This is a genomic window from Siminovitchia sediminis (genome assembly GCF_042680885.1).
Classification (GTDB): Bacteria; Bacillota; Bacilli; order Bacillales; family Bacillaceae_C; genus Siminovitchia; species Siminovitchia sediminis.
Map to the genome: position 1 here is coordinate 37,759 of NZ_JBHUEO010000001.1, position 25,666 is coordinate 63,424.

Annotated in this window: 27 protein-coding genes and 1 riboswitch; of the genes, 17 read left to right on the forward strand and 10 right to left on the reverse strand. The window is 42.8% G+C overall.

What is annotated here, in order from left to right:
- The first annotated feature begins 143 nt into the window (after positions 1 to 143).
- The gene (gene folE, locus ACFSCZ_RS00190; protein WP_380771379.1) at positions 144 to 776 is read left to right on the forward strand and encodes a GTP cyclohydrolase I FolE; all 633 of its coding nucleotides are present in this window, start codon (positions 144 to 146) and stop codon (positions 774 to 776) included.
- 31 nt (positions 777 to 807) lie between these two features.
- Complete coding sequence (locus tag ACFSCZ_RS00195) at positions 808 to 1,572, forward strand: SDR family oxidoreductase (RefSeq protein WP_380771382.1); 765 nt, start codon at positions 808 to 810, stop codon at positions 1,570 to 1,572.
- 118 nt (positions 1,573 to 1,690) lie between these two features.
- Here ACFSCZ_RS00195 and ACFSCZ_RS00200 read toward each other — a convergent pair whose 3' ends face one another.
- Positions 1,691 to 2,275 carry a 3D domain-containing protein gene (locus tag ACFSCZ_RS00200; RefSeq protein ID WP_380771384.1) on the reverse strand — a complete coding sequence of 195 codons (585 nt, stop codon included), beginning with the start codon at positions 2,273 to 2,275 and terminating at the stop codon, positions 1,691 to 1,693.
- 386 nt (positions 2,276 to 2,661) lie between these two features.
- A riboswitch (glycine riboswitch) is annotated at positions 2,662 to 2,739 on the forward strand.
- Positions 2,740 to 2,826: 87 nt separating this feature from the next.
- On the opposite strand from ACFSCZ_RS00200, the gene ACFSCZ_RS00205 reads away from it, so the two are divergent.
- The 3 genes from ACFSCZ_RS00205 (at position 2,827) to psiE (ending at position 5,270) form a co-directional block, all read left to right on the forward strand.
- Positions 2,827 to 3,102, forward strand: coding sequence for an ACT domain-containing protein (locus tag ACFSCZ_RS00205; protein ID WP_380771386.1), 276 nt, complete (start codon positions 2,827 to 2,829; stop codon positions 3,100 to 3,102).
- Positions 3,103 to 3,116: 14 nt separating this feature from the next.
- A complete protein-coding gene (locus ACFSCZ_RS00210) occupies positions 3,117 to 4,478 on the forward strand; it encodes a PFL family protein (RefSeq protein ID WP_380771388.1) in 1,362 nt (453 codons plus the stop codon).
- Between the two features lie 351 nt (positions 4,479 to 4,829).
- Positions 4,830 to 5,270, forward strand: coding sequence for a phosphate-starvation-inducible protein PsiE (gene psiE / locus ACFSCZ_RS00215; RefSeq protein WP_380771390.1), 441 nt, complete (start codon positions 4,830 to 4,832; stop codon positions 5,268 to 5,270).
- Between the two features lie 126 nt (positions 5,271 to 5,396).
- Here psiE and ACFSCZ_RS00220 read toward each other — a convergent pair whose 3' ends face one another.
- Positions 5,397 to 5,573, reverse strand: coding sequence for a hypothetical protein (locus ACFSCZ_RS00220; RefSeq protein WP_380771392.1), 177 nt, complete (start codon positions 5,571 to 5,573; stop codon positions 5,397 to 5,399).
- A gap of 537 nt (positions 5,574 to 6,110) precedes the next feature.
- Between ACFSCZ_RS00220 and ACFSCZ_RS00225 the strand changes: the two genes are divergently transcribed.
- The 3 genes from ACFSCZ_RS00225 to ACFSCZ_RS00235 all read left to right on the forward strand — a co-directional run bounded on the left by ACFSCZ_RS00225 (position 6,111) and on the right by ACFSCZ_RS00235 (position 8,335).
- Positions 6,111 to 6,644 carry a helix-turn-helix domain-containing protein gene (locus ACFSCZ_RS00225; RefSeq protein WP_380771396.1) on the forward strand — a complete coding sequence of 178 codons (534 nt, stop codon included), beginning with the start codon at positions 6,111 to 6,113 and terminating at the stop codon, positions 6,642 to 6,644.
- A gap of 13 nt (positions 6,645 to 6,657) precedes the next feature.
- Positions 6,658 to 7,623 carry an alpha/beta hydrolase gene (locus ACFSCZ_RS00230; RefSeq protein ID WP_380771399.1) on the forward strand — a complete coding sequence of 322 codons (966 nt, stop codon included), beginning with the start codon at positions 6,658 to 6,660 and terminating at the stop codon, positions 7,621 to 7,623.
- 160 nt (positions 7,624 to 7,783) lie between these two features.
- Entirely contained in the window at positions 7,784 to 8,335 is a 552-nt protein-coding gene (locus tag ACFSCZ_RS00235) for an O-acetyl-ADP-ribose deacetylase (protein WP_380771400.1), read from the forward strand.
- A 24-nt stretch (positions 8,336 to 8,359) separates the two neighbouring features.
- Here the strand turns inward: ACFSCZ_RS00235 and ACFSCZ_RS00240 are convergent, their stop codons facing one another.
- Entirely contained in the window at positions 8,360 to 8,479 is a 120-nt protein-coding gene (locus tag ACFSCZ_RS00240) for an anti-repressor SinI family protein (protein WP_380771402.1), read from the reverse strand.
- A gap of 193 nt (positions 8,480 to 8,672) precedes the next feature.
- The gene (locus ACFSCZ_RS00245) at positions 8,673 to 9,359 is read right to left on the reverse strand and encodes a response regulator transcription factor (RefSeq protein WP_380771403.1); all 687 of its coding nucleotides are present in this window, start codon (positions 9,357 to 9,359) and stop codon (positions 8,673 to 8,675) included.
- Positions 9,360 to 9,624: 265 nt separating this feature from the next.
- Here ACFSCZ_RS00245 and ACFSCZ_RS00250 point away from each other — a divergent pair, with 265 nt between their 5' ends.
- The 5 genes from ACFSCZ_RS00250 (at position 9,625) to ACFSCZ_RS00270 (ending at position 15,768) form a co-directional block, all read left to right on the forward strand.
- Positions 9,625 to 11,685, forward strand: coding sequence for a 7TM diverse intracellular signaling domain-containing protein (locus tag ACFSCZ_RS00250; protein WP_380771405.1), 2,061 nt, complete (start codon positions 9,625 to 9,627; stop codon positions 11,683 to 11,685).
- Positions 11,686 to 11,842: 157 nt separating this feature from the next.
- On the forward strand, positions 11,843 to 12,460 hold the full coding sequence (locus ACFSCZ_RS00255) for a class I SAM-dependent methyltransferase (protein WP_380771407.1): 618 nt from the start codon (positions 11,843 to 11,845) through the stop codon (positions 12,458 to 12,460).
- A 1-nt stretch (position 12,461) separates the two neighbouring features.
- Positions 12,462 to 13,064, forward strand: coding sequence for a class I SAM-dependent methyltransferase (locus ACFSCZ_RS00260; RefSeq protein ID WP_380771409.1), 603 nt, complete (start codon positions 12,462 to 12,464; stop codon positions 13,062 to 13,064).
- 44 nt (positions 13,065 to 13,108) lie between these two features.
- A complete protein-coding gene (locus ACFSCZ_RS00265) occupies positions 13,109 to 13,819 on the forward strand; it encodes an MOSC domain-containing protein (RefSeq protein WP_380771411.1) in 711 nt (236 codons plus the stop codon).
- 98 nt (positions 13,820 to 13,917) lie between these two features.
- Positions 13,918 to 15,768 (forward strand): SLC13 family permease, encoded by a 1,851-nt coding sequence (locus tag ACFSCZ_RS00270; protein WP_380771413.1) that lies wholly within the window; start codon positions 13,918 to 13,920, stop codon positions 15,766 to 15,768.
- 665 nt (positions 15,769 to 16,433) lie between these two features.
- Here the strand turns inward: ACFSCZ_RS00270 and ACFSCZ_RS00275 are convergent.
- Positions 16,434 to 17,300, reverse strand: coding sequence for a fructosamine kinase family protein (locus ACFSCZ_RS00275; RefSeq protein ID WP_380771414.1), 867 nt, complete (start codon positions 17,298 to 17,300; stop codon positions 16,434 to 16,436).
- Between the two features lie 146 nt (positions 17,301 to 17,446).
- On the opposite strand from ACFSCZ_RS00275, the gene ACFSCZ_RS00280 reads away from it, so the two are divergent.
- A complete protein-coding gene (locus ACFSCZ_RS00280) occupies positions 17,447 to 18,466 on the forward strand; it encodes an outer membrane protein assembly factor BamD (protein WP_380771415.1) in 1,020 nt (339 codons plus the stop codon).
- Positions 18,467 to 18,608: 142 nt separating this feature from the next.
- The gene (locus tag ACFSCZ_RS00285; protein WP_380771417.1) at positions 18,609 to 19,436 is read left to right on the forward strand and encodes an alpha/beta hydrolase family protein; all 828 of its coding nucleotides are present in this window, start codon (positions 18,609 to 18,611) and stop codon (positions 19,434 to 19,436) included.
- A gap of 139 nt (positions 19,437 to 19,575) precedes the next feature.
- On the opposite strand, the gene ACFSCZ_RS00290 is transcribed toward ACFSCZ_RS00285, so the two are convergent.
- Positions 19,576 to 20,034, reverse strand: a complete 459-nt coding sequence (locus tag ACFSCZ_RS00290) for a DinB family protein (RefSeq protein ID WP_380771419.1) — start codon at positions 20,032 to 20,034, stop codon at positions 19,576 to 19,578.
- 362 nt (positions 20,035 to 20,396) lie between these two features.
- Between ACFSCZ_RS00290 and hprK the strand changes: the two genes are divergently transcribed.
- A complete protein-coding gene (gene hprK / locus ACFSCZ_RS00295; RefSeq protein WP_380771421.1) occupies positions 20,397 to 21,314 on the forward strand; it encodes an HPr(Ser) kinase/phosphatase in 918 nt (305 codons plus the stop codon).
- A gap of 301 nt (positions 21,315 to 21,615) precedes the next feature.
- Here the strand turns inward: hprK and ACFSCZ_RS00300 are convergent, their stop codons facing one another.
- The 4 genes from ACFSCZ_RS00300 to ACFSCZ_RS00315 all read right to left on the reverse strand — a co-directional run bounded on the left by ACFSCZ_RS00300 (position 21,616) and on the right by ACFSCZ_RS00315 (position 24,754).
- Positions 21,616 to 23,268 carry a b(o/a)3-type cytochrome-c oxidase subunit 1 gene (locus ACFSCZ_RS00300; protein ID WP_380771423.1) on the reverse strand — a complete coding sequence of 551 codons (1,653 nt, stop codon included), beginning with the start codon at positions 23,266 to 23,268 and terminating at the stop codon, positions 21,616 to 21,618.
- Positions 23,265 to 23,738: a cytochrome c oxidase subunit II gene (locus tag ACFSCZ_RS00305; RefSeq protein WP_380771425.1), complete on the reverse strand. Its 474-nt coding sequence runs from the start codon at positions 23,736 to 23,738 to the stop codon at positions 23,265 to 23,267. The genes ACFSCZ_RS00300 and ACFSCZ_RS00305 overlap by 4 nt, the downstream gene beginning before the upstream one ends.
- Positions 23,739 to 23,760: 22 nt before the next feature.
- The gene (locus ACFSCZ_RS00310; protein ID WP_380771427.1) at positions 23,761 to 23,913 is read right to left on the reverse strand and encodes a cytochrome C oxidase subunit II; all 153 of its coding nucleotides are present in this window, start codon (positions 23,911 to 23,913) and stop codon (positions 23,761 to 23,763) included.
- A 154-nt stretch (positions 23,914 to 24,067) separates the two neighbouring features.
- Positions 24,068 to 24,754, reverse strand: coding sequence for a Crp/Fnr family transcriptional regulator (locus ACFSCZ_RS00315; RefSeq protein WP_380771429.1), 687 nt, complete (start codon positions 24,752 to 24,754; stop codon positions 24,068 to 24,070).
- Between the two features lie 163 nt (positions 24,755 to 24,917).
- Here ACFSCZ_RS00315 and ACFSCZ_RS00320 point away from each other — a divergent pair, with 163 nt between their 5' ends.
- Positions 24,918 to 25,652: a gamma-glutamyl-gamma-aminobutyrate hydrolase family protein gene (locus ACFSCZ_RS00320; protein ID WP_380771431.1), complete on the forward strand. Its 735-nt coding sequence runs from the start codon at positions 24,918 to 24,920 to the stop codon at positions 25,650 to 25,652.
- Positions 25,653 to 25,666 lie beyond the last annotated feature (14 nt).

Here is a 25,666-nt window from a genome sequence, read left to right on the forward strand (position 1 = left end):
AGGCCGCTCTATCCGGTAGTTCTTCCGGTAAGGAGCGGCTTTTGATTATGCATTCTTTGTCAGTAAAGGTAGGAAGCCTTCGCAAGCATCCATTCTGTCTGTTAATATATAATTAGAATTGTACCAAAAAGGAGGTTATTTAAATGATTACGGATATGAAATTAATTTCCGAAAAGCTTCCGGATCTTTTTGCTGATTCGGTGGATATAGAAGATAAAATTGAAAAGTCTGAGTACTTTATGGAGGGAATCAGGCATTTAATAGAGATTTGCGGGGATCATCCGGACCGTGAAGGATTGGAAGAGACACCTTACCGGGTGTTAAAAGCATTCCTGGAGTATACAGAAGGATATAAGGAAAACCCTGCTGAACATTTGGAAAAAACTTTTCACGTTCAGCACAAAGAGCTGGTTTTGGTAAAGGATATCGAATTTTATTCCATGTGTGAACATCATTTTGCCCCATTTTTTGGTGTTGCTCATGTAGGGTATTTGCCGGGGACCAAAATAACTGGTTTATCGAAAATTGGACGGATGGTGGAAGGGTATGCCAAGCGATTTCAAGTACAGGAAAGGCTGACGAATGAAATTGCTGACGCCATTGAAGGGGTATTGGAACCACAGGGAACAATGGTTGTCGTCGAGGCAAAACATATGTGCATGTGCGGAAGAGGAATCAAAAAATCCAGCTCTTCAACGACCACAACGGCTGTCAGAGGGGTGTATGAGGAGAGGTCAGATACTCGCATGGAGTTTTTATCCCTGATCAATCGATAGCAGTGGAATGCGTGAAAGGGTGATAAATGAGATGAGGAGACATGCATTAATCACGGCAGGATCAAAGGGTATCGGAAAAAAAGTAACAGAGGCATTCCTGCAACGAGGCTGTTCGGTTACAGTGAACTATCATACAGATCAAGAACGGGTGCAAGAGCTGTTAAAAGAGTGGGGACCTTATAGGGAACAACTGCAGTTTGTCCAGGGTGATGTAACTAAGAAAAAAGATATTGTGAACATGGTGAGTCAGGCCGTTGAAAGATTCGGAAGAATAGATTATTTGATTAATAATGCAGGTCCTTATATTTTTGAGCGAAAAAAATTAATGGATTACGATGATGACGAATGGTACGAGATGATAGACGGTAATTTAAATGCAGTCTACCATTTCTTGAAGCATACGATTCCGGTGATGAGGAAACAGAAGTTTGGAAGGATTATCACCTATGGATTTCAGGACGCTGAGCATTCGCCAGGCTGGAAATATCGTTCCGGTTTCAGCGCCGCCAAAGTAGGGCTTGTTTCTTTGACAAGAACGATTGCTTTGGAAGAAGCAGAACATGGCATTACGGCTAATATGGTCTGCCCCGGAGATATCGTAGGGGCAATGAAGGAAGCGGGCATTCATCAAGCAAGAGAAGTAAAAGACGAAGAAACTCCCATTGGCCGTTCGGGTACTGGTGAGGATATAGCAAGGTTGATTTCCTTTCTTTGTGATACAGATTCTGACTTGATTACAGGGAGCGTCATTTCTGCATCTGGCGGAATTAACGTTGTCAATAAGTATCCTAAGTAATGAAGGTTTGCTGTCTTTACCCGGGAAATATTAGTGAAACTTGTCGAAAATAAATCAGGTGAAGAAATTTTTCTTTACCTGATTTATGGATCAAAGGCTTGGGATCACCCGGGCCCATTTATTGATAGACCTTAATTTTTACCGTTCGGACGCCCCAATTGAGGGCTTTCTTTTTTGTAGGCATGTGTAAATCGATTCGATTTTTCTTAATCGCTCCGCCTGTATCGCCCGCAATGGCCATACCATATCCCTCTACATATACTTTTGATCCAAGCGGAATTTGTTTTGGATCCACAGAAATGACCTTAGCATTACGGTTCTTCTTTAAGTTAATACCTGTTGCGGTGATACCGCTGCATCCCTTGCAGTCGGCTGTATAGGCAGTAGCCTTGACGGTCATCGTTTTATATGAGGCTTTTTTCTTGGCTGGAGCCTTTTTTGCCGGTGTTTTTTTCACGGCATTCTTCGTTGCATTCTTCGCTGCAGGCTTTGTTACCTTTAAGACTTGGTTGGGCTTAATCAAATTGCTTTTTAATCCGTTCCAGCTTTTAATTTGATTCACTGTTACTTTATGTTTTGTTGCAATTTTATAGAGTGTATCGCCTTTTTGAACTTTATAAGTCGTACTGGCAGCAGAAGATGCTCCAGCAAATCCAAAGATTAATAGAGTAACGGTAATGGCAGATATGATGAGTTTTTTCAATGTAGAGGCTCCTTTTGTCTATTTAGTTAAGGATAAGTTTACCAATTTAATATGACAGGATTATTTCAGAATGGCTCTATTTTCATTACATAATTCTAACAATCTCTTGTTGCTTAATAGGAAGCCCAATAACGGATTGACAAATAGAAAAGCGGTCGTTGACAGGTACAAATAATATATTGGCTGATACCGGGGAGTTAAAGTTCAAAGATGTGGCAGAAAGCTCCTCATTGACAATCGTGAAAGAAATAGGGGCGTATCCATAGAAAGTTTTGAGAGTGGTAAATAAAGGCTTGTCACATACTATTGACCTCATGCTGTTTGTGTTGGTAAAATAACGTAGCATAAAAAAATAAGCGATGAGGGTTATGGGTCACACTATAACAGGAGCAGCTTCTGGAGAGACTGCATGTATGCGGCGCCGAAGGATTCACAATCTCAGGCAAAAGGACAGAAGAGTAACTGACAACCATTGTTTGTTATTCTACTATTCTTGAGATTGGAGCAGATCCAATCTTTTTTTGTATGTAAATTAGAGAGGTGACAGGTAAATGGAAAAGAGACGGGCGGTAGTTAGCGTAGTGGGAAAAGACCAGGTTGGTATTATAGCAAGTGTCACGCAAGTGCTTGCTGAAAACCAGGTAAATGTGCTGGATATCAGCCAAACAATTTTGCAGGAATTTTTCACCATGATGATGGTGGTCGATATCACTGAAATTGAGAATCTCGATTCACTGCAAAAGCAGTTTGATGAGCTCGGGGAGAAAATAGGCCAGAAAATTAACATTCAGCGGGAAGAAATATTTCAATCCATGCACCGGATATAAAAGGGGATTTGGACATGAATATAGAATTAACTGAAATGATGGAAACAATCAGGATGGTGCAGATGGAAAATTTGGACATCCGTACGGTTACCATGGGGATTAGCCTATCCGACTGTGCCGATTCTGATTTCGAAAAGATGAACAAGCGTGTGTATGAAAAAATTACCTCCTATGCCGGGAATTTAAAAACTGCAGCAGAGGAAGTGGAAAAGGAATACGGCATCCCAATTGTAAACAAGCGGATATCTGTAACGCCGGTTGCAGAAATTTTGGGAAATGCCACAAAAGAGCAGGCGGTTGAACTGGCTAAAACGCTGGATCGGGCCGCAAAAACACTGGGTGTTGACTTTATCGGCGGATATTCCGCCCTGGTTCATAAAGGTATTACAAAAGGCGAACAAACGCTGTTGGATGCTCTTCCTGAGGCGCTGAGCGTGACAGAGCGGGTCTGCTCATCCATTTCTGTGGCTACGACTAGAACAGGGATCAATATGGATGCAGTCCGCCTGATGGGGGAGATTATTAAAGAAACTGCTGAAAGAACGAAGGATCAGGACGGACTGGGTTGCGCGAAGCTTGTCGTATTCAGCAATCCTGTGGAAGACAATCCATTTATGGCAGGTGCTTTTCATGGAACGGGTGAGGGTGAAGCTGTTCTGAACGTGGGTGTCAGCGGGCCTGGCGTCGTTTTGAATGCTTTAAGGCGCCATCCGGATGCTGATCTTGGGCAGGTAGCCGATGTCATTAAGAAGACAGTCTTTAAAATTACACGTGCCGGCGAACTGATCGGACGGGTTGTAGCCGAGCGCTTAGGTGTTCCATTTGGAATCATGGACCTCTCCTTGGCTCCGACAAATGCTACAAACGACAGCGTTGCAGAAATTTTAGAAGAAATCGGCCTGGAGCGCGTTGGAACGCATGGCACGATTGCAGCTCTTGCTTTAATGAATGATGCAGTGAAAAAAGGCGGCGCTATGGCGAGCTCCTATGTAGGCGGCCTGAGCGGAGCATTTATTCCTGTGAGTGAAGATGAGGGCATGATCCGTGGAATTATGGATGGCGCGCTTACCTTCTCAAAACTCGAAGCCATGACCTGCGTCTGCTCGGTAGGTCTTGATATGATTGCCTTGTCAGGGGAGGCATCTGCGGAAACCCTGGCGGCCATCATAGCGGATGAAGCGGCCATCGGCATGATCAACAAAAAGACGACGGCTGTCCGTGTGATTCCGGTTCCAGGAAAAAAAGAAGGAGATATCGTTGAATTCGGCGGACTGCTTGGGCGAGCGCCGGTAATGGGGGTCAACGCCTTCAGCTCTGAAAAACTGATCCGCCGCGGCGGGCGCATTCCTGCACCGCTCCAATCCTTGATCAACTAAAGGAACCCCTTCGGCAGCTGTTGCCGGAGGGATTTTTGGTGTGAAACCGGAAACGCGGTGATTCATTCATCCGGACAGGAGACCGTTATCTCCTAAAACGGCTGATCCTCTTTTATAACAGCTTCCCACTCTCTTATAACGATTGCCATCATCTCCCTTCCTTACCTATCATCGATCTCATTCCTTTATAGTCATCCACTCACGTCTCGTGAATTACTTACTTCCCAGGTTATAAATGGTATCAACGCTTCTCAAAGCAGTCTGTGCTTTGTCATATAATTGATCATTTTCATGCGAATTTTTATAGGAGCCATCCATTACAATATAAGTACATCTGAAAAGGAGGCGCATATGGTTAGGCATAGAAAAGATATGACGTTGGTGCAACTGGTTCCAAGAGTGCTTCAAATGGTTCTCAATCTTTCTCTCGTTTTCCTGGCGATTATCTTATCCACATTACTTGTTCAGGAACTGATCATTTTTGGAAAAATGCTTTTTGAAGCAAAATCACTTGATCATCAACTGTTCTTGGCAAACATCCTGCTCTTCTTTTTATATTTTGAGTTTATTACAATGATTGTGAAGTATTTTAAGGAAGATTACCATTTTCCCCTCAGGTATTTCCTGTACATCGGAATTACCGCCATGATCCGGCTGATTATCGTTGATCATGATCATCCGCTCAACACATTGTTTTATTCGCTGGTGATCCTTATTTTAATCATTGGGTACTTCATTATGAACTTAACACCGCGTGAAAGACCTGAAAGCCGCTGGTTTTTTAATAAATAAAGGCACAAAATGCAAGTCTCCAAATAAAAAAAACAACCGATTGACTGATTCTTACCGCTGCCTGTCCGCCATCCCACGAAAATAATAAAACCGTGACAAAACGAGATTCTTTGCTTGCAACATATCTCATGATCGGACCGCATCTTTATCAGGGTCCCCGTAATTTTCCCCTAATGGAATTTCATGCTGGTTCTCTGCATCATTTGCAGTAAGCTGCTCAGGTGTCATTCGGTCTCTGACGGTTTGAACCATTGGTGTATTCAATGGCAGGGATGGCCTTCGCCAGATTCCATGTGATCTCATTCCTCATTCAGCTTCCCATCATGACCTTTGCAGCAGTAAGGCAGCCCCCGCCTGTTATCGCTCTCTTCCTTGATCATGAATAGCACTTAACGCTTCTAGTTTGAATGGCCATGTACCCGGGATGCAGGCGTTCAAGAGAACATTATCGGAATGGCACATAGCAGGCAGGGACCTCTGGTCAGCTACCGCACGGGCAGAACATCCAAGCTGTTCACTTAGTTAATGGGATTGATTGTACATTGACTGGCATTTCTTCGTGATCCGCATAAATTACAATGAAAAAAGTGGCTTTCCCGCCGGTTTATCACATCATTTCCCCTTTTTCTCCCTATAAACCAGTGGCTGCAGCGATTTTTAAGCTCTGCCGGTTTCGGTTAAAACGTATTCCCTCTAAGAAATTTCCCGCGTTACTATTTAGGTTATTTTCAAATAAATGATTGACAAGATGATTTCAGTAAATTATTATCAAAAGAGATAAAGGTATTTGACTTTAAATGTTTTCATTATTGATAATGATAATATTGGAAAGGAAATGTTATGAAGCAATCCAAAGCAGATTTTATATTGCATCCGGTAAGAATGCGTATTATACAGACCTTGCTAAGCGGAAAAACGTTAACTGCCCGGCAAATTAGCGGAAATCTCTCTGATGTACCTCAGGCAACTCTGTATCGCCATCTAAAAAAACTGTTGGAAGCAAATATTGTTGAAGTTGTACAAGAAAATCCGATAAGGGGAGCAGTTGAAAAAGTCTATGCTTTACATGATCAGGCTGCGGTGATTTCTGCTAAAGATGTTGAAGAGTGGAACGCTGAAGACCATATCGATGCCTTTATGAAATTTATTTCCGTTATTTTGGCAGATTTTGAACGGTATGTAAGCCAGGAGAGTTTTAATATGCAGGAGGACGGGGCTGGCTACCGGCAAGTTTCCTTTTATGCATCAGATGAAGAATATGATGATTTTCTTGAAGTATTAGGCAAGGAGTTAGGAAAGCTTATGGGCAACAAAGAAGGAGCAGGTAGGCGCAGGCGTACCATGTCAACCATTATCACGGCAGAAAACAAATAAAGGGGTGCAAAGGATGATGAAACAGCTGCAGGTTGAATTTAATAGTGATGTTGAATTAAAAGGAACGCTGGCATTGCCGTCAACAGGAGGTGAGAAATTTTCCGCCATATTAATATTGCCGGGGTCAGGCAGCATCAACCGGGATGGGAACGCTGTAAAAGGAAAGTTTCAGTTTAATGTATATAAGGAACTGGCAGAGTACTTTACTTCATTGGGATTTGCGACTCTCCGGTATGACAAACGGGGTGTGGGTGAAAGCGGTGGCGACCCGCTTCGGGCGGGCTTGTGGGATGCTGCAGCGGATGCCGAAGCAGCCGTTAATTTTCTTGCTTCTCATCCACATGTGGATCCTGACCGTATTATTGTAGCCGGCCACAGCGAAGGGTGTATTGTGGGAACGGCCTTAAATGAAAAAAGGGCAGTCAATGGCTTGATTTTCTTGTCCGGGGGCGGCGGAGGGATTCGAGAGCAGCTCGAGTTTCAAAGAGAACAGCTTTATAAGGAAATGAAAGAAGCTAAAGGGCTGAAAGGTTTTGTCTTCCGAACCCTTCGTGTTCCGGAGAAAAATGAGAAAAAAGCACAAAAGCTATTTGGTAAAATGGCTTCGACGAAAAAGGAGGTCATTAAGGCTGCCGTCTTTGTCAAAATGCCTGCTAAATATTTTCGTGAGCACTTTGAATACAATATTGCAGAAGGTCTGAAAAAGATTACCTGTCCGGTGTTGGCGCTCAATGGGTCCAAGGACTTTCAGGCGAATCCGGAATTACTGCAAAGAATTACATACTACGCAAAAGGAAAAACCACCTGTTTGGTAGTAGAAAATATGGATCACGGTCTAAAAGAGCAGTTGAATTCCATCTCTGTTTTAAATTTCAAGAAAGATTATTTGCAGTCCATTGGAAAGCCGATACACCCTAAAGCAAAAGATCATATGGCACAGTGGCTGAAAGAATGGACAGAAGGTGAGATCACAGCCTGATTTTCCCCAAAAAAATGTATAAAAGCTTCTAACGGATGATCCGATTCATCGCAGCGAGAAGCTTTTTTATTACGTATGATATACCTTCATTTCTCCTCAGCTGGTGATGAAGGAGTTGGTTTAAAGTATATCGTAATTTTGAAAGGGAGGTGGTATCGTAATGAGGGTACAAATCAACGGAAATTTTCTTGAACTCAAGGTCGGGGATATTACACAAGATACGGCGGATGCCATTGTAAATGCAGCCAACGGAAGTTTGATGGGAGGCGGCGGCGTAGACGGGGCCATTCATCGCGCGGCCGGTCCCGGGCTGCTGGAAGAATGTAAAAAAGTTCGAAAGGAACAGTTGAATGGAGAGCTTCTCCCAACAGGGAAGGCAGTGATCACACAAGGCTACCAGCTGCCTGCGAAATTTGTGATCCATACGGTCGGCCCGGTCTGGTACGGTGGTATAAAGGGGGAGCCCCTTTTGCTGCAGGACTGTTACCGCCATTCGTTGCAGCTCGCCGAAAATAACGGAATAAAGAGTATCACTTTCCCATCCATTTCAACAGGGGTATACGGTTATCCGGTTGAGCTTGCTGCCGGCACGGCACTTCAGGCGATCGTGGAATTCCTCAGGGAGGAGTCATTTGGAACTGTAGCCATGATGCTGTTTTCGGAAAATGACTTTACACGGTATCAGGCAGCCCTGCAAAAATTAATGGGGTGAAGGATTAGTATTGTACCTAACCCTTCACCCAACAACCTTTTTCTTTTCTTTACATAAAAACTCCCTAATCTCTTCCTTTGTCAACCCCAATTGTTTCGCGAGCATGATTAACTCCACCCACTCTTTGTCTAATGCTGCTTTCAAGGGGGCCCCTCCTTATGTATCTCTTAGTAGCATTAGTTTACCGGACAAAAGTTAAAAATAGGTTAAAAAAATAAAATATTGGGAAAATTTTATAAAAAATGCTCAAAAAAATACTGCTGCTTTTCCAATGTGGAAGTTTGGCAGTCAGGATATCATAAAATATGAATAGTAATGTTGGGAAAATAAAAGGTTTTTATTTGCCCGAAGTTGAGAACTTATAGCCAAATCCTCTTTCTGTTTGAATATATTTTGGCTGTTGTGGGTTATCTTCAATCTTTTTTCTTAACGTACTTAAATGGACGAGGACCGTTTTTACATCCGCAGTCGAATCCATTCCCCAAATATAATCGTACAGCTGTTCAGTACTAAAAACTTGGTTCGGGTGCTGAGCCAGATAAAACAGCAGCCTCTTTTCTTTTGTAAAGAGGTTGATTTCTTCGTCTTTTTTATGGACGGTTTTATCGACAAGATTTATTCTCAAATCCCCCAGCCTCAATATATTGGATTCTGCCAGATTGCTTCTTCTTATGTTGGCCTTAATTCTTGCAATCAGTTCCCCAGGGTCAAATGGCTTAATAATATAATCATCGCAGCCGATTTCAAACCCCTCCAGAACAGTGGATTTGGACTTTTCACCACTGATGAATATGAGAATGCCATCGGATCGTTTACGAAATGTACGGGCAATTTCAAAACCGCTTTGGTCAGGGAGATGAATATCCAGAAGCAGGATATCAGGTGTCATTTGATCAATTAAACGCAAACCTTCTAAAGCACTGTTTGATGAATGTACCCTGAACCCTTCCTTTTCCAAATAAAGGCGTAAAATGTCAATGAGCGGCTGTTCATCTTCAATGATTAATATATGGATTCTATTCATAGAAAACCCCCCACAAATTCTATCTTTCAAGAATAGAAAGTATACCCTTCTGTATAATCACAAGGATGCGGGTCCGGAGAACTGCATACCGTTCATCAAGGCAGCAGAACTGGTGGTTATAACTTATCCCTAGTATTATAGCAATTTGGTTGTATATAGTCAGTTTGTTACGGACAATGTCGAACGATTTCTGAAAAAAATGACATTTTTCCTTGCATAATCGTGTTATATTAGGACTAAAGTTTGAGCGGCAAGGGTGTCCGAAATGAAAAGAGTACAGATGTTGGTATTTATTACTGTTTCCCTTTTTTTAGCCTCGTGCTCTATAAATGAAACGCATACACCTGTTCAGGATGGAATATACACTTACAACGGTTTCCCGGATACAGGTTTTGAAAAGTTAAATGGAGAGTGGGAATTCTATTGGAAGGCACTTCTTGATCCGGAAGACTTTAAAAACAGTCATCTTTCTTCTCCGGAATTTGTAAAAGTACCGGGAACTTGGAGAATGTATGAGGCAGCTGGAGGAGAAGTTTCCAAGCAAGGCTATGCTACCTACCGAATCCACTTATCATTTGATGAACAGGAGATAGGGACGGCCAAGGCTCTGTTCATACAAGGGGGGGCTTCGTCCTATAAAATTTGGATCGCAGGAAAAGCGGAAGCGGAGAATGGGAAAGTGGGGACTGGCAAGTCTACAACAGAGCCCAGTAATTCCCGCAAACTGATCTACTTTGAAGTGAGTGACGAGAAAATGGAATTGGTTATGCAAGTTGCCAATTTTCATCAAAGAAAGTCAGGCATCTATAATCCTGTTTTGTTAGGAGAGCCTGAAGCAGTTGCCGAATACAGGGAGAAAAACTTGCTTTTTCGCGCAATGATTGTGATGAGCCTGCTAGTGATGGGATTGTATCATATCATTTTGTTTGTTTTACGAAAAAAAGAGGTATCCTTAATTTTTTTCAGCATGGTCTGTCTCCTTGTAGCTGCCAGGGCAGCCCTGCTGGATGGGGTGCTCGCCTCCTATCTTTTTCCCTTTTTAAATTGGGATTGGGAGCAAAAGCTGGAGTATTTGGGAGCCTCTATGGGCGTTTTGTTTTTTGCACTATATACATATTCTATGTTCCCGAAAGATATGGCCAAAACAGCCAAACACATGATCATTTGTGTCATGGGGGCATACAGCCTCTTGGTTATTGTTGCGCCGCCAATGGTATTTACCAGTACAATGAGGTTCCTTCAGGTATTAATTCTGCTCGTGTTTATTTATTTAATTTATGTAGATGTCAAAGCCCTGTACCAAAAAAGGGAAGGTTCATTGTTGAATATAACGGCCATTCTGCTGTTTTTCATGACGATTGTAAATGACATTATGCTATATAATCATTGGATCACATCGATAGAGCTAACATCTGTTGGATTGACATGCTTTTTATTCGTGCAGTCGATCATTATATCGCGCCATTACGCCAGCTCCTTCAGGCACACAGAAAGACTATCGCGCGAGCTTGCCAGTTTCAATGCTTCATTGGAGCGGCAAGTCCGTGACAGGACAATGGAACTTCGTCAGGCCATATCGGATCTTCAATTGGCCAATCAAAAACTGAGAGAAGCACATCAGTCAAGGAGTAAATGGATCCGTAATATTTATCATGAAATAGCAGCTCCATTGACAACGATTCGTGCCTATACAAAAGGGATATTGGACGGCGTTATACAACGTGATATGAAGTTTATTCGTCTGATCCATGAGCAGAGCCTTTATTTGTCAAGAATGCTGAATGATTTGCATGACATGACTGAAATTGAGAACAGAGAAATCACATTTAACAGAAAAAAAGTCAATGTCCTTGAATATGTACAGGAATTGTATCATAAGCACAAGGTGGATATTGAAAAACAGGGGATCCATTTCTGTTTGAAAAACTCACTTGCTGCTGATGAAGATGTGTTTATTCTAATCGATAAACACCGGATCGAGCAGGTAATGGTCAACTTTTTAAACAATGCTCAAAAGTTTATTGGGGACGGAGGGATGATTCGACTGGATGTGGAGAAAGAGGAACACCAGGTTGTCATCAAAGTAACCGATAATGGAATTGGAATCAGCAAGAAAGATATAAATCTGGTTTTCAACCGGTTTTTTAAAGGAGAAACCCCTGACGGCACATCTATTGGATCGGGACTGGGGCTGGCCATTTCCAAGGAAATTATTGATTATCACGGCGGTACCATTGGTACAACAAGCGAAGAGGGCAAGGGAAGCTGTTTTTATTTTAAGCTTCCGATTGCGGCAACCGTGTCAAGGGCAAGGGGGATGCTTTAGTCAGATGTTTCTTTTCGCCATTATCCCTCCCCGTAAAACGGAAGATCCCGAAAATCAAATCAGTTTTTCTTCTGCTTATGGAAATCATTCCGGAGGTTTTTTCATGCCTATTAGCGTAAAATGATAGTAAAATATCGGGAGGAAATGGGGCTGGCAGATGATTGACTATAAATACGACAAGCTGTTATCCATCAGGACAACCGGAGAGAGGGATGCAGCCCCTTCGCAAGCGCACTACCACCCGTATGAACCGACTCCCTACCCAGCCCTGGAGCAGTTGTTTAATCAGTACCAATTAAAAGCAGGAGACCGCCTTGTAGATATGGGCTGTGGGAAGGGGAGGGTCCCTTTTTATGTGAATTACTACTTTCAGGCATCTGCCTTGGGGATTGAGATGAACCCTGCTTTATATGAAGAGGCGCTGCGAAATAAAATCAGTTACAGCCAAAAAGTAAAACGCCGAAGGGGGATTGTTGATTTTCAATGTATGCTTGCACAGGACTATCATATCCATCCGCATGATAATGTTTTTTTCTTTTTCAACCCGTTTTCTGTCCAAATTTTCATGACAGTAGTGAACAATATTATTCAATCCTGTGAGAGACATCCGCGTACAATTGATGTAATTTTATATTATCCCTCCAATGATTATTTATATTTCCTATTAAATCAAACCCAGTTCGTCTTGTTGGAGGAGATACATCTGGAACATGCTTACGAGCGGAACCATGATGAACGGATAATGATTTTTCGATTGAACAAAGGGGGAGACTAGAATGAGAAATCAGTGGCATGAACGTTTTAGTGCGGAGGAATATATCTATGGTGAGGAACCGAATGCCTTTATTAAGAGCAAGGCACATCTTTTGAAGGACCAGTCGAAGATAGTTTGTTTTGCTGAGGGAGAAGGGCGCAATGCGGTCTTTTTGGCAAAAGAAGGGCATGAGGTCACTGCATTGGATTATGCAGAAAGCGGACTTCTCAAAACACAAAGGCTGGCAGACAAAAACGATGTAAAGGTAAAGACTTGTAAAGCAGATCTCCTGGAATATGAAGTGAAAGCATCCCGGTATGATGCAGCAGTCATGGTGTTCGGCCATTTTCATGGCCAAGATCAAAAAACAGTCTTTGATAAAATGCTAAAGGCCGTTAAGCCGGGTGGTATGATCATGATGGAAGTGTATTCTAAAGAGCAGATCAGCTATGGGACAGGAGGCCCGCGGGACACGGACATGCTTTATGATCCTGCAGATCTTCTTGATTGGAGCCGTGGGCACAAGGTCCGGCACTTCTTTTATGGAGAACAGTTCCGTGAGGAAGGCAAGCTTCATACGGGAAAAGCACATGTGAATCAATTGATTTTAGTAAAAAAAGGGTAACGTATCACCAGATGATGCGTGCAATATGAAAAGGGGGAATAAACATGAACGCAATCCTATTGGAAAACATGTTCGTAGGCCAGCCGAAGACGGTTGGCCAGAAAAGTGCAGAAGATCCGATGGACTGGGAATGGAGGAGTGCGATTTTTAAAGAGCCGGCGGAAGGTCCTTTATGGCTCGGAACGACTAATTTGGCCGGAGATGGCCAAGCAGACTTAAAAAACCACGGCGGGCCGGATAAAGCGGTATTTGCCTATCCTTCCGAACATTATATACATTGGCAACAAGAATTTCCGGAGGCAGGCATGTCCCCCGGTGGTTTTGGTGAAAACTTCTCATTAAGCAACCAGTTGGAGGACGGGGTGGCGATTGGAGATACATATGAAATCGGCGAAGCTATCATCCAGGTATCGCAGCCGCGGCAGCCTTGCTGGAAACCCGCCCGGCGTTTTAACATTAAAAACCTTGCCCTGCTGCTGCAAAACTCTGGACGAACGGGCTGGTATTATCGGGTCTTGAAAGAAGGATATGTAGAGGCCGGTCAATCTGTTAAATTGATGGAACGGTCCTATCCACAATGGACGATTGAAAAGTGTAATATCCTCATGCATGTGGAAAAGAATAACATAGAAGAAGCAGACAAGCTTTCCCAATGCGCAAGCTTATCCGACAGTTGGAAAAACACATTGCGAAACAGGGTGGAAAAGGGAGAGAACCCGGATGTCCGAAAGAGAGTGATCGGCCCGAACGGTTAACCGGTGAAAGAGGGGAATGGTTCACAAGAAAGTCCTTTCTGCCCTGCTATACACGAAGTACTTTTTTATACAATAAGAGTAACGTTTTAGAAAGGCGGATGGCTTTGGAGCTCATTTTAACATTCCTCATTTTGGCAGCCACCATCATTTTATTCATGTCCAACCGAATAAGGGCAGATCTTGTGGCGGTGATGGCTCTATTATCATTAGTCCTCACAGGGATTTTAAGTCCGACTGAAGCTCTTGTAGGCTTTTCAAACTCAGTCGTTATTATGATAGCTGGTCTTTTCATAATTGGCGCCGGCCTTTTACGGACCGGTCTGGCTCAAATGGCCAGTAATTTTGTACTGCGTTTTGCCGGGAATAGTGAAAATAAACTATTTGTGATTCTGCTGGTGCTGGTAGCTTTAATTGGTACTTTTATGAGCAATACCGGGACCGTGGCTATTATGCTTCCGATCGTCGTCAGTATCGCTATCAGCATTAACAGCAGTCCATCAAAGTTTTTAATTCCTTTGTCATTTATCGCAAGTTTTTCTGGTTTATTAACGTTGATTGCTTCGCCTGCCAACCTTATCGCCAGCCAGACACTCGCGGACAATGGATATGATAAACTAAAGTTTTTTGATATTACTCCTGTGGGTATCGTTGGTGTGATTACTGGTATTATTTATTTATATGCGGTCCGGAATAGACTGCTGCCGAAAGGGAAGAAGAGGGGCAACAATGAAGAAGAATATCATTTATCACCCGAGCAGCTGGCAGCCGATTATGAACTGGGCGGCAGCTTGTACCGGGTGAGTGTGCCTGAAGATTCCCCAATGGTCGGGAAAAAGCTGACTGAATTGGCAACGCCCGCTGCATACCAGCTGTACATTTTAAAGATTGTCAGAAAATCGGGGGAAGGGCTGAACTTACTTCCGATGACATATCATGAAATGGCTGGGCCCAAAAGTGTAATCCAGCCCAATGACCACCTGTATTTACAGGGAAAACCGGAAAACCTGGAAAAAATGGTGGCAGATTTTGGCCTGCTTTTTGAGGAGGAGGAATCTGAAGTCGATGAGCTGGTCACAAAGCAGCTTGGAATGGCAGAGGTCCTATTAACTCCTCATTCCAGCCTCATCAATCAGACGCCAAAAAGTATTAAATTTAGAGAAAAATATGATTTAAACATTCTGGGGATCAAACGTCAAGGGCAGTATGTGTTGAATGAGCCGGCTAAGCAGCGGCTCCGTTTCGGGGATTCTTTATTGGTGCAGGGGTCATGGGATTCAATTGAACTGTTGTCCCAGGAGACGAACGATGTAGTGGTTGTCGGACAGCCGCAGGAACATGCCAATGCAGCTGCAGCAAGCGGGAAAGCACCGGTGGCAGGCGGTATTATAGCATTGGTCGTATTTCTGATGATTTTTGAGATATTTCCTACAGTCATTTCTGTGTTAATCGGAGCGGTCCTTATGGTATTGACGGGCTGTCTTCGAAATGTCGATGATGCTTATGGACAGATTAATTTTGAGACCATTGTCCTGGTGGCTGCCATGCTGCCGATGGCTACAGCACTGGAAAAAACTGGAGGAGTCATGATTTTGGCTGAAGGTATTATTAAAACACTCGGAGGACTGGGAAGCTTGGGGGTCTTTGCCGGTATTTATTTGCTGTCGATGATTTTTGGCCAGTTTATCAGCAATACAGCAACAGCCGTGCTCTTTGCACCAATTGCGATGAATGCAGCACTGACAATAGACGCCAATCCATATACATTTTTAATCGGCGTTGCTGTAGCGTCCAATATGGCTTTCGCTACTCCTGTAGCTTCTCCGACTAACGCAATGGTAATGAACGCGGGTGGATATAAGGTGACCGACTTTGTAAAAATCGGTATTCCGTTAATGGCGATTGTTTTTATAGTGATGCTATTTGCCATTCCGTTTTTCTTTCCTTTGTAAAATAGACAGGCCTTTGCTTTGTAAGTCAAAGCAGGGGCCTGTTCGGATTTCGCCGGTATATTTCGGAACATCATTGAGCCTAAGAAACTGTATTGTGTCAATCAAAGGGGAAGGGAAACTTGTTGCGCTTTAAATTCATAAAGCGGCAGCCCAGACACCTTCAAAAGCTAAAAGAGAAGGTACAGGTATGGTTGCTAAGCTGGAGTTATCGCACGGTATTACTGCCGCATTTCAATAAGATTTTACAATTACTCGGGAGGATTTCAGGAGTTATTCCTCCCGTGTTTTAATTTTAGATGCCGCTTCGGTAGCATTTCTTCCAGAAACCCGCCTGTGTTTTCAATTCGGGCGCTCCTTCGGAAGGATTTACGCCGTTGTATCGTCGCTTCAAGAAGCCTGCTTCAATTAACTTGACTTCCATTAATTCCAAACAGGTGATGAGACAAAAAAAAACTGCTGCCTGCTGGGATAACAAAGCCCAAATAGCCGATCAAGCCGTAAAAACCAGTGTCAGACGAGGTTAATTAAGGAATCGTATGGTTTAAGGAAAGACTATAATGCTTAAGAATCTTGCTGATCACTTTCTGTTTTACAACATAGGCAATATGATTAAAAACTGCAAAAGCAGATAAAACTTGCACTTATCCCCAACGCAACCAGCCCTGCTAATCTGAAACATACCGCTTCAGTACAGCATCAACCTGTCCACCATAAGCTTCCCCAAAGATGTTCAGATGAACCAGGAGATAATACAGCTGGTACAAAGGCTTGATGTCGTGATAACTTTCATCGAGCGGATAGGTATGGTTGTAGGCTTCATAAAACGCTGATGAAAATCCGCCAAACAACTCAGTGAATGCAAGTTCCAGATGTCTGTCCCCATATAAAAACGATGGGTCAATTAAGTAAGGATCTCCCCCTGGACCTGCCAGCCAGTTCCCGCCCCACAGATCCCCATGTAAAGAGGATGGAGGGACATCTGCAGGAATCCATCTTTCCAGTTGTCCAAGAAGCTTTTCCAAACGGTCGCGCCGCTTTCCGGTTATAGCCCCTTTACGTATTCCCTGTTCCAGCTGTGCTCCTAATCTTTTTTTACGGTAATAATCCAGCCAACCGGAATACAGTCCATTGGGCTGATGGACGATTCCGACATAAGTATCTTTTTCCAATCCATGTTGTTTACCGAATGTTTGGTGCATGGCAGCTACATTCTCTCCCAATGTTGTTTGTGTCTTGGGAGATTCCTCTCCCGACAGCCATTCCATGATCAAAAAGGCTTTTCCCGGTTCATCAGAGAACGCCAGCACTTCAGGAACAGAAACAGATTGAGTAGCCAGAATCCGCTGTAATCCATCTGCTTCCAGTTCAAAGAAATGATTTGGAGAATGATTATGGTGTTTGATAAAATACTTTCTTTTTTCACTTTCCACGAAAAAACTTTTATTGATGGATCCGCCGGCTACACGCTGTATTTCCATTATTGTTGTTTGATCATTTGCGCAGTTTAAGGCTTGGCGAATGATATGATGCATGTAAAGACACCTCCTGCTGCATTACTCTTATCTTAACAAATAAGTCATATAAAAAAAGACCTTCCTGATCCTGGGTCTTTTGTTATAAAATAGTGCTTAAATCTGTCGATAATAGATACATAGAGACGTATACAGGAGGAAAGACAATGAAAATAGCGAGGATGGGCATATTGGCATGCCTGCTGCTTTTAGTCATGTATGGATGTTCCAATACGAATAAAATTTATGAAAAAATGATGGAACAAGGATTACAGGAGATTGAAGAGGCAAATTACGGCAGCGCTCAGTCATTCTTTGAAAATGCACTGGAAGAAGAACCTGAAGATGAAAAAGCTGCGATTCTGCTAAAACAGACAAAAGATATATTAAAAGCCCAGGAGCACTTTGATGAAGGGGCATTTGACGCAGCAAAAGAAGCGGCTAATGAAGCAGCCAATACAGAGGAAGGTTCGGATAAGCTGGTAGAAAAGGCAGAGAGCCTCATTGAACAAATGGCAAAATTGGAAAATGAAAAAAAGACCTATGTCGGAAGTTACGAACAGGCGGAAGAGTGGTTTGAACAGGGTAAGCTGGCAGAATCTATCAACACATTTGAAAGCCTCTTAAGGAACGACTTAAGCCACCCTTTTTTTGCTGATATACATAAGGATATTGAAAGTTCACTTTCAAAGGTAAAGTTGGCCAAAGAAAAAGCAGAGGCGGATGCAAAGGCTCAAGCGGAAGCAGAGGCCAAGGCAAAAGCAGAAGCAGAAGCGAAGGCCAAAGCGGAGGCTGAGGAAAAAGCTAAAGCAGAAGCTCAAGCGAGGGCAGCTGCCGAACAGGCTGAGAAAGAACAAAAAGCTGAAGCAGAAAAATTAAAACAGGAAGCCAAGGGTGTTGGAGCAGCGGAAGGATATTGGGTAACAGCAGACCGTACAGAAGCCTGTCATATCACTTCAACTTACTTTGCCTGTGCCGTCGCATTTTCAGATGTCGGATTTCATGATCAAATCCAAAGCATCCGTCATGTCAGTGATACGCAAATAGACATAACTTTTGAAAACGGGTATACTTCTACAGTAACGCTGGTCAGCGAGGATGTCTTGCAGACAGAAACCGGCCAGTTGCAACGAGTTTCCAAAAAAGAGGCCAACAGCATTTATGAAGGCTATTATGAGCTGCCTTAATGAATTTGAGCATAGCACCTCATGGATCATCAAACATCCGGAGGTGCTTTTTTAAATGCATTCTCCAGATATGTAAAAGGTTTTTCACATTTTTTGTCGTACTCATCTATAAGTATGCTTTTACAAATAACTTAGAAAGGGGTTGCTTTTTATTTATACAGATAAAAAGAAAAAGATACATCGTGCCGCCTATGGCACTAATGAAAATCAATTTGGTGATTTACGAATTCCGGAAGGCAGCGGTCCCTTCCCGGTAGCGATCATCATTCATGGAGGCTTTTGGAGAGCGGCATTTGATCTGGAGCAAATGAATCAATTGGCGGATGCCTTAACAAATCATGGAGTTGCTGCCTGGAATGTAGAATATCGCCGTGTTGGCCAAGAGGGAGGAGGCTGGCCGGGAACATTTTTGGATATTGCAAAAGCAGCTGACCATCTTCGAGTACTTGCTAAATCGTATCCACTTGATATGACTCGTGTAATCGCCGTCGGCCATTCAGCAGGCGGGCATCTGGCTTCATGGCTCGCAGCACGTCACAAACTTCCCGCAGACAGTGAATTATACACGTCAGATCATCCTTTGCCCTTAAAAGGAGTGATCAGTCTTGCCGGAGTTTGTGATTTAGAATTAATGCATGATATACACCAAATGAAAGAGACATTATATGGAATTGTTGATAATCCAACCCGTGATTTCATCGGCGGAAAGCCGGAAGAACAGAAACGCCGCTATCAAGATGGATCACCGCGTGAACTTTTACCGATAGGTGTACCGCATGTTCTTATTCATGGCACTTTAGACGTCAACGTCCCAGTAGGGTTAAGTGAGCATTTTGAAAGGGCTGCCGCCCAGTCAGGGGATTCAGTCACCCTTAAAACAATTCCGACAGCCGAGCATTTCAAGTTGATTTTGCCGGATATGGAGGCTTGGCCGGTTTTGTTAGAAGCGGTGGATACTTTGTTAAAGTAAACAAAAAAGGTTGTGAGCTTTTTATTCTCACAACCTTTTTGGAGGCAGTTCTTTCCGATGGTAGTCAATTACGCTTATCCGCAAAGATTGACTGCCTCCATTGAAGTTCCTCTATGCCGGAATAAAATTCAGATGATGTTTATTTCAATACATTCTGCATGGATTTCACGATACCCAGATGGATACCGTCATGCCAAGTTACAAACTGGAGTGCCGCATCAACAGTATCCAGCTTTAAATAACGGATATCAACCGTCTCTGAAGCCCGATTCTTTACTTTGCCTTGAAAAAACTCCATGATGCGTTTGCCCTGTTTTTTTAAGGCGTCCATGATTTCAACCACAGAAGGGGGCTCTTCTTCCCATTTAAACGGACTTGTCCCATCAATAAAGAAATCGTACCATTCCGGATGAATGATCTCATAGTCTTTATCTGCTTTGCTCAAATAGTCTTCGGCCGTAATATACATATGACCGGCATTCCAGCGGATTGTATTCGGAAAATTTTCGATTTTTGTATCCCAAGTACCTTCTTTTGTATTTCCCAAGGCGATCAATACAGCTGCCCGGGAATATTCGAACATATTTAGCGATTCCATTTTATCGAACTTCCTTTATCCTTGTTTTACAACATTATATTCCACAATTACAGGGACTTCCAATGATTTGTTTATAACGTAAACATCTTGATGGTAAATCCCCTTGCCATGACTCACTACACATCGGCCCGGGCTAAGAGGGTAAATGGTGGCTTCAAAATAACATATGGCTCTGTTCATCCCATTCACCTTAAAAACCCATGCCAACTCAACGCTTTTCAAAAGTTTATTTACAATTATGTATAGATTTTTCGACAAAAGCATGGGGATGTTTCAAAAAGGGAAATATGAGGGTGACGTACCGGTTTTTTTTAAGTATAATCCAACATGATAAGGTATTTAGATATGGAGAGTGCATTGAATTGAAAACGATAACAGTTCAGGACTTAATCGATAGATTTTCATTGGAAGTTTTGGCTGGAAAAGATCACTTGGACCGTAAAATTACCACAAACCGTGCCCATCGCCCGGGTCTGGAGTTTGTGGGCTATTTTGACTTTTTCCCAACTGAGCTTGTTCAGGTACTTGGTGTTAAGGAGCTTACTTTTTTAAAAAGATTAAGTGACCAGGAACAAAAGTTAAGAATCGGCAATATCGTGAACTATCACCCGCCTTGTTTTATTATTACAGCGCACCAGGAGTGTCCCAAATACTTGATGGAATGCTGCATTAATGAAAAGATCCCTTTGCTTCGGACAGATGATGACCCTACATCTGAATTCATCCGGAAAATGGATGCTTATTTGTTAAAGGCACTTGCACCGGAAATGGCCATTCACGGTGTTTGCGTAAATGTTTCGGGTATTGGCGTTTTACTTAGAGGGAAATCGGGCATCGGAAAAAGCGAAACCGCCCATACATTAATCAGAAGGGGACACCGCCTTGTTGCCGATGATGTGGTTACCATTAAAAAGCTCGGTCCTCAAACTATTTTGGGCACCCATGACAATACGACCAGGGAACTGCTTGCTCTGCGGAGCATCGGGCTTGTAAACGTGGTGCGTCTATACGGAAGAGAGGCGTTTCAGGATCAAACACGGATTGTGCTGGATATTGAGTTGACCAAATGGGAAGAAAACTCCCTGAATAATGAATTGGAGCATGAGCCACAATTTACCGATTATATGGGTGTGAAGATTCCGCATATAGAAATCCAGCTTCAGCCCGGGCGTGATGTGGCTGGCTTGATCGAAGCGGCTGCAAACAATTGGTATCTTCAGAAAGAGGGTTACAGTGCTGCGGAAGAGTTCTCAAAAAGGCTTGGAATTGATCATATTTAGACGACTCCCTTAGCCGCCAAATCTCGGTGTGTAATGACTATCTGTACGTATTTGATAAAATCCTCCTATAATTTGGAGGTGTCCCGGGTTTGCCCGGGGTTAAACTAAAAAGACAGACAGGCAACATTTTTAATGCCTGTCTGTCTTTTTTCAGTTATTAAGTATAAGGGAGATGTGATTGTGAGCAGCCTCCAGGCTTTGGACGAATCTTACATTATTTTTGTAATTCTACAGAAATGGCCAAAATAATTAAAGTGACAATCATGATGGAGAATATCACCATGAACATTCGATCAACTCCTTACCATGTAATAAAACCTCTGGAACCTGGCGGAGAATGCTGGATCATTTCAGTCAGCGGCATGGCATAGGCCATAAGGATGAGTGCCAATGCAATGCCTACCCATAATCCCCAATTTTCCAGTAATTTCGCTGTATGAGATGTGTCGCTTTTCGCGATCGGAAACTCTACTGCTTCTTCTTCTGTTGCAGCTTTAGGGGTTACAAACATCAGGTTAGCGACGATGTATACCAGCAGCATCGCTGAGAAGAATAAAATCGTACCCCCAATGGCCATTGTTACATGGTTCGAAAGAATGCCCTGAAACCATTCAAGTGCTGATTCGTGACCGTTGTATCCTGAGTAAGCTGTTCTTCTTGGTGCCCCGAGCAATCCAAGCAAATGCTGGGCAGTGGACATCAGGAGCATACCGACAGCCCAAGAAAAGATTTGGATATGGGCCAATTTTTGTAAATATTTTGGAAAAGTTCTGCCTGTCAAGTACGGAACAAGCCAGAATGTTACACCCATAAAGGTCATGGCCACAGGCGTTCCCACTGTAATATGGAAATGTCCTACGACCCATAGCGTATTGTGAACTAGTTCGTTCAATTGAAAGCTTGCATTGACGATCCCGCCTGCACCGCCAGGAATAAAGAACAACATGGCAATGAACAGAGAAGTAAAGCGGACGTCTTTCCAGGGAAGCTTTTTAAACCAGCCGAACAGTCCGGTTGCCCCCTTTTTTCTGCCGGAAGTTTCGAAAGTGGCAAACATGGAAAAGGCAGTCATCAATGTAGGTACTACGACCATAAATGTTAAAACAACCTGCAGAAATTTCCAAAAGCTATCGATACCGGGTTCTGTCAATTGGTGATGGAATCCGACCGGGAACGAAAATAGGATAAACAGTACGAAAGAAAATCTGGCTAACGAATCACTGAACACATCTGTGCCAATGATTTTCGGCATGACGACATACCAAGCCATATAGGCAGGCAGCAGCCAGAAATAGACGAGCGGGTGTCCAAAGTACCAGAATAAGGAACGGCTCAATTCCACGTTAATCGTCTCTGTCCAGCCAAATGACCAGGGAATATACTGAAACAAAACAGTGGTTACAACACCCAAGCAGGCGATGATCCATAACAACAGGGTGGCTACTGTCATATAAGCAAACAACGGACTGAATTTCCCTTTGTTTTGTTTCTTCCAAACAAGATAATGTCCGAGTAAGGCAAAGCTGGTGAACCATGTTCCGACGATCAATAATGCCAAACCTACATAAAACCAGCCGCTTGCTTTTAACGGAGCATAAAACGTATAAAGTACAGATGCTTCTCCGGAGATAATCATGGCAGTAGCCAGGGTGGTTCCAATGGCCGTTACCCACAGTCCCAGCCATAAAAAGAAACGGACCCTGGGACCGAAAGAGCCGAGTGTTTTACTCATTCCGGCAATCAGGAAGGCAAATATAAAAAACGTCGTAAACACAAGTGCAAGCAACACGCCATGTGCCGTTAAAATCTGATAATAATCCAGGAATTTGGGCAGCTGCAATTTATCGTTTCTAATAAATACTTGAAGAAGTCCACAAAATGTACCAATAATAAATGCAATATACGATATCCCGATATTCCAAAGTGCTAGTTGTCTGTCACTCTTTGCTATCATGGTTCATACACCTCAATTTCCGTTGACATATAATGGTGGCCTGTTCCGCAATATTCATTACAAAGAATTAAATAAGTACCGGGGTTTTTGAAAGTATAACTTTTTTGGGTAATCCTTCCTGGAACGGCCATCATATTTACCTTTGTATCGTCAATGGTAAAACTATGAACAACATCTGTGCTCGTTATTGTAAAAATAATTTCCTTGCCCGCTGGAACTCGGATCTCCTGGGGGTCATAGCCGAACGCCTTTGCAACAGCGACCACTTCATATGTGTCTTCATCAATCTGTCTTACGCCCGGATTATCAAATGGGGCAGTTTCATTCACTTTTTCGGGATCAATCGTATCCAAACCTCCCGAAGGTTCATGACCATGGGCAAAAGCGGTCACGCCGACAATGCTTAAAAATACAACAAGCGATAAAATCCCAAAGGCTAACCAAATTTTCTCGTACTTATGAAAATGCATATTTTGTCACCTGCTTTTTTTATTATCTGGCTGCGTACATAATATAGGCAGCTGCCCACATTGCGATCATGACAACACCTACTCCCATTACACTGACGAGCGTTCCTTTTAACTTCGGCTCTGAATCATTCCTGGTTTTGGACAAAGGTCCTGTCTCTTGCGGATGCTTAGCCACTGTATAGTCTACCTCCCATATGATTTCTGTCTTTATCGTAATCTTGCTGTTTCATCGCATCTGTGATAAAAGTCACAATCCCCGGCAAGTTCACAAGACCTTCATAAGTACTTCATTTTTTAGACAAAAAAAACCACGGTACGGGACCGCGGATCTAATCTATTCTGCATATTTCAATTGGACAGTTTTCACAATGAATTTCATTTTTGAGATACTGAAGGTCACAGATGACCATTTTACCGTTTTCCATTTTAATGATTCCCTCATGTTTTAAGGTATTGAGCAGGCGATTCACAACTTCGCGGCTCATGCCGCAAAAATTGGCGAGCTCTTGATTCGTCACGTGCAGATCGATCAGAACTCCATCCTCTCTCTCGTTACCGTAACTATTGGTCATACGGATCAATGTGGAATACAATGCTCCTTTTTTCCCGTGTAAAATGAGATCTCTGAATTTTGATTGAGTCTTTTGCTGCTGTTCGCCCATCATTTGTAAAATTCCAATTGTAAGTCCCGGGTTTGTCAACAGCTTTTCTTCTAATTCCCGCTTGGCAATTTTTATATAATGTCCGTTTTCAATGACTTTGGCTTGTACTCTATAGGCAGATTGGGCGCAAAACAGCTGTACCTCGCTGATCACATCATTTTTTCCGCAGATCCGAAAGGTAATTTCCCGTCCATCCGGGGTAATTTTCCCGATTCGCACCTTTCCTGAAAGGATATAGAAGAGGCTGTCAGCATGCTCTCCTTCTTGAAAGAGGAAACTGTCTTTTGTCATTTCCTTTTCAGGCTGTCCTTGCATAAGAAGTTTCTCTATCGGCTCTGTATCATGTTGAATCATTATTCGTTCACCATTTTCTAAAAATGTATGTTTCATATATGTTTAGAACCATTATACCATTTTCATTGGGTGTACTTTATGAAAATACTGTGTATTCAAAGCTTATCCTGTTTGGAGACATAAAAAAAGGGTATGAATGCTCTGTAGCAGGGGAGTGAGTAGTTTGCGGATTAATAAACCCATAATCGGAGTAACTTCCAATTTGGAATTTGTCAAAGAAAATATTAGTTATACTTTATATTACAGTTATTTGGAAGCCATAAAAAAAGCAGGGGGCATTCCCATTGTATTGACTCTGGGCAGCGAGGAAATGGTTGACAGGTGGGTAGAGATGATAGACGGACTTCTGTTAACTGGAGGGAATGACATCCATCCAAAGTACTATGACGGGGATCTGCATCCCGAACTGGGATTGTTAACACCAAAATTGGATCAATCAGATATGATGGTCATTAAAAGAGCGTATGAGGAGCGGCTCCCCATGCTGGGAATTTGTCGAGGTTCTCATTTAATTAATGTGGCGCTGGGCGGAACTTTACTTTCGGATATAAAATCGGAGCTTACTGATGCAGAGAATCATTTTGATAAAGGGAACCGGGAGAAAAAACTTAGCCATAAGATTTATATTGAGAAAGATAGCATACTTTATAGCATATACCATCAGCCGGAAATTGAGGTAAACAGTTTTCATCATCAGGCGATTGACGAATTAGGAAAGGGGCTAAAATGTACGGCCCATGCAGCGGATGGGGTGATTGAGGCCTTTGAAAGTATCGATGGTACAATCATGGGTACTCAATTTCATCCAGAAGAGTTAAGAAAGTTCGATTATCATATGCATCAATTTTTATCGATTTTCATCGGGAATTGTAAAAAGAAGAAGGAGGGGCAGCTGTGAGGCTGCTTTTTTTT

What these genes read in the sequence shown, in the direction of transcription:
- ACFSCZ_RS00250 (WP_380771405.1), top strand. Translation starts at nt 9,625, where the DNA reads ATGAAAAGAGTACAGATGTTGGTATTTATTACTGTTTCCCTTTTTTTA.
- ACFSCZ_RS00300 (WP_380771423.1), bottom strand. Translation starts at nt 23,268, where the DNA reads ATGATAGCAAAGAGTGACAGACAACTAGCACTTTGGAATATCGGGATA.
- ACFSCZ_RS00315 (WP_380771429.1), bottom strand. Translation starts at nt 24,754, where the DNA reads ATGATTCAACATGATACAGAGCCGATAGAGAAACTTCTTATGCAAGGA.
- ACFSCZ_RS00265 (WP_380771411.1), top strand. Translation starts at nt 13,109, where the DNA reads ATGAACGCAATCCTATTGGAAAACATGTTCGTAGGCCAGCCGAAGACG.
- ACFSCZ_RS00280 (WP_380771415.1), top strand. Translation starts at nt 17,447, where the DNA reads ATGAAAATAGCGAGGATGGGCATATTGGCATGCCTGCTGCTTTTAGTC.
- ACFSCZ_RS00235 (WP_380771400.1), top strand. Translation starts at nt 7,784, where the DNA reads ATGAGGGTACAAATCAACGGAAATTTTCTTGAACTCAAGGTCGGGGAT.
- ACFSCZ_RS00195 (WP_380771382.1), top strand. Translation starts at nt 808, where the DNA reads ATGAGGAGACATGCATTAATCACGGCAGGATCAAAGGGTATCGGAAAA.
- ACFSCZ_RS00255 (WP_380771407.1), top strand. Translation starts at nt 11,843, where the DNA reads ATGATTGACTATAAATACGACAAGCTGTTATCCATCAGGACAACCGGA.
- ACFSCZ_RS00305 (WP_380771425.1), bottom strand. Translation starts at nt 23,738, where the DNA reads ATGCATTTTCATAAGTACGAGAAAATTTGGTTAGCCTTTGGGATTTTA.
- ACFSCZ_RS00290 (WP_380771419.1), bottom strand. Translation starts at nt 20,034, where the DNA reads ATGGAATCGCTAAATATGTTCGAATATTCCCGGGCAGCTGTATTGATC.
- ACFSCZ_RS00245 (WP_380771403.1), bottom strand. Translation starts at nt 9,359, where the DNA reads ATGAATAGAATCCATATATTAATCATTGAAGATGAACAGCCGCTCATT.
- ACFSCZ_RS00220 (WP_380771392.1), bottom strand. Translation starts at nt 5,573, where the DNA reads ATGAGATCACATGGAATCTGGCGAAGGCCATCCCTGCCATTGAATACA.
- ACFSCZ_RS00210 (WP_380771388.1), top strand. Translation starts at nt 3,117, where the DNA reads ATGAATATAGAATTAACTGAAATGATGGAAACAATCAGGATGGTGCAG.
- ACFSCZ_RS00275 (WP_380771414.1), bottom strand. Translation starts at nt 17,300, where the DNA reads ATGCATCATATCATTCGCCAAGCCTTAAACTGCGCAAATGATCAAACA.
- ACFSCZ_RS00205 (WP_380771386.1), top strand. Translation starts at nt 2,827, where the DNA reads ATGGAAAAGAGACGGGCGGTAGTTAGCGTAGTGGGAAAAGACCAGGTT.
- ACFSCZ_RS00260 (WP_380771409.1), top strand. Translation starts at nt 12,462, where the DNA reads ATGAGAAATCAGTGGCATGAACGTTTTAGTGCGGAGGAATATATCTAT.
- ACFSCZ_RS00270 (WP_380771413.1), top strand. Translation starts at nt 13,918, where the DNA reads ATGGCTTTGGAGCTCATTTTAACATTCCTCATTTTGGCAGCCACCATC.
- folE (WP_380771379.1), top strand. Translation starts at nt 144, where the DNA reads ATGATTACGGATATGAAATTAATTTCCGAAAAGCTTCCGGATCTTTTT.
- ACFSCZ_RS00225 (WP_380771396.1), top strand. Translation starts at nt 6,111, where the DNA reads ATGAAGCAATCCAAAGCAGATTTTATATTGCATCCGGTAAGAATGCGT.
- ACFSCZ_RS00230 (WP_380771399.1), top strand. Translation starts at nt 6,658, where the DNA reads ATGATGAAACAGCTGCAGGTTGAATTTAATAGTGATGTTGAATTAAAA.
- psiE (WP_380771390.1), top strand. Translation starts at nt 4,830, where the DNA reads ATGGTTAGGCATAGAAAAGATATGACGTTGGTGCAACTGGTTCCAAGA.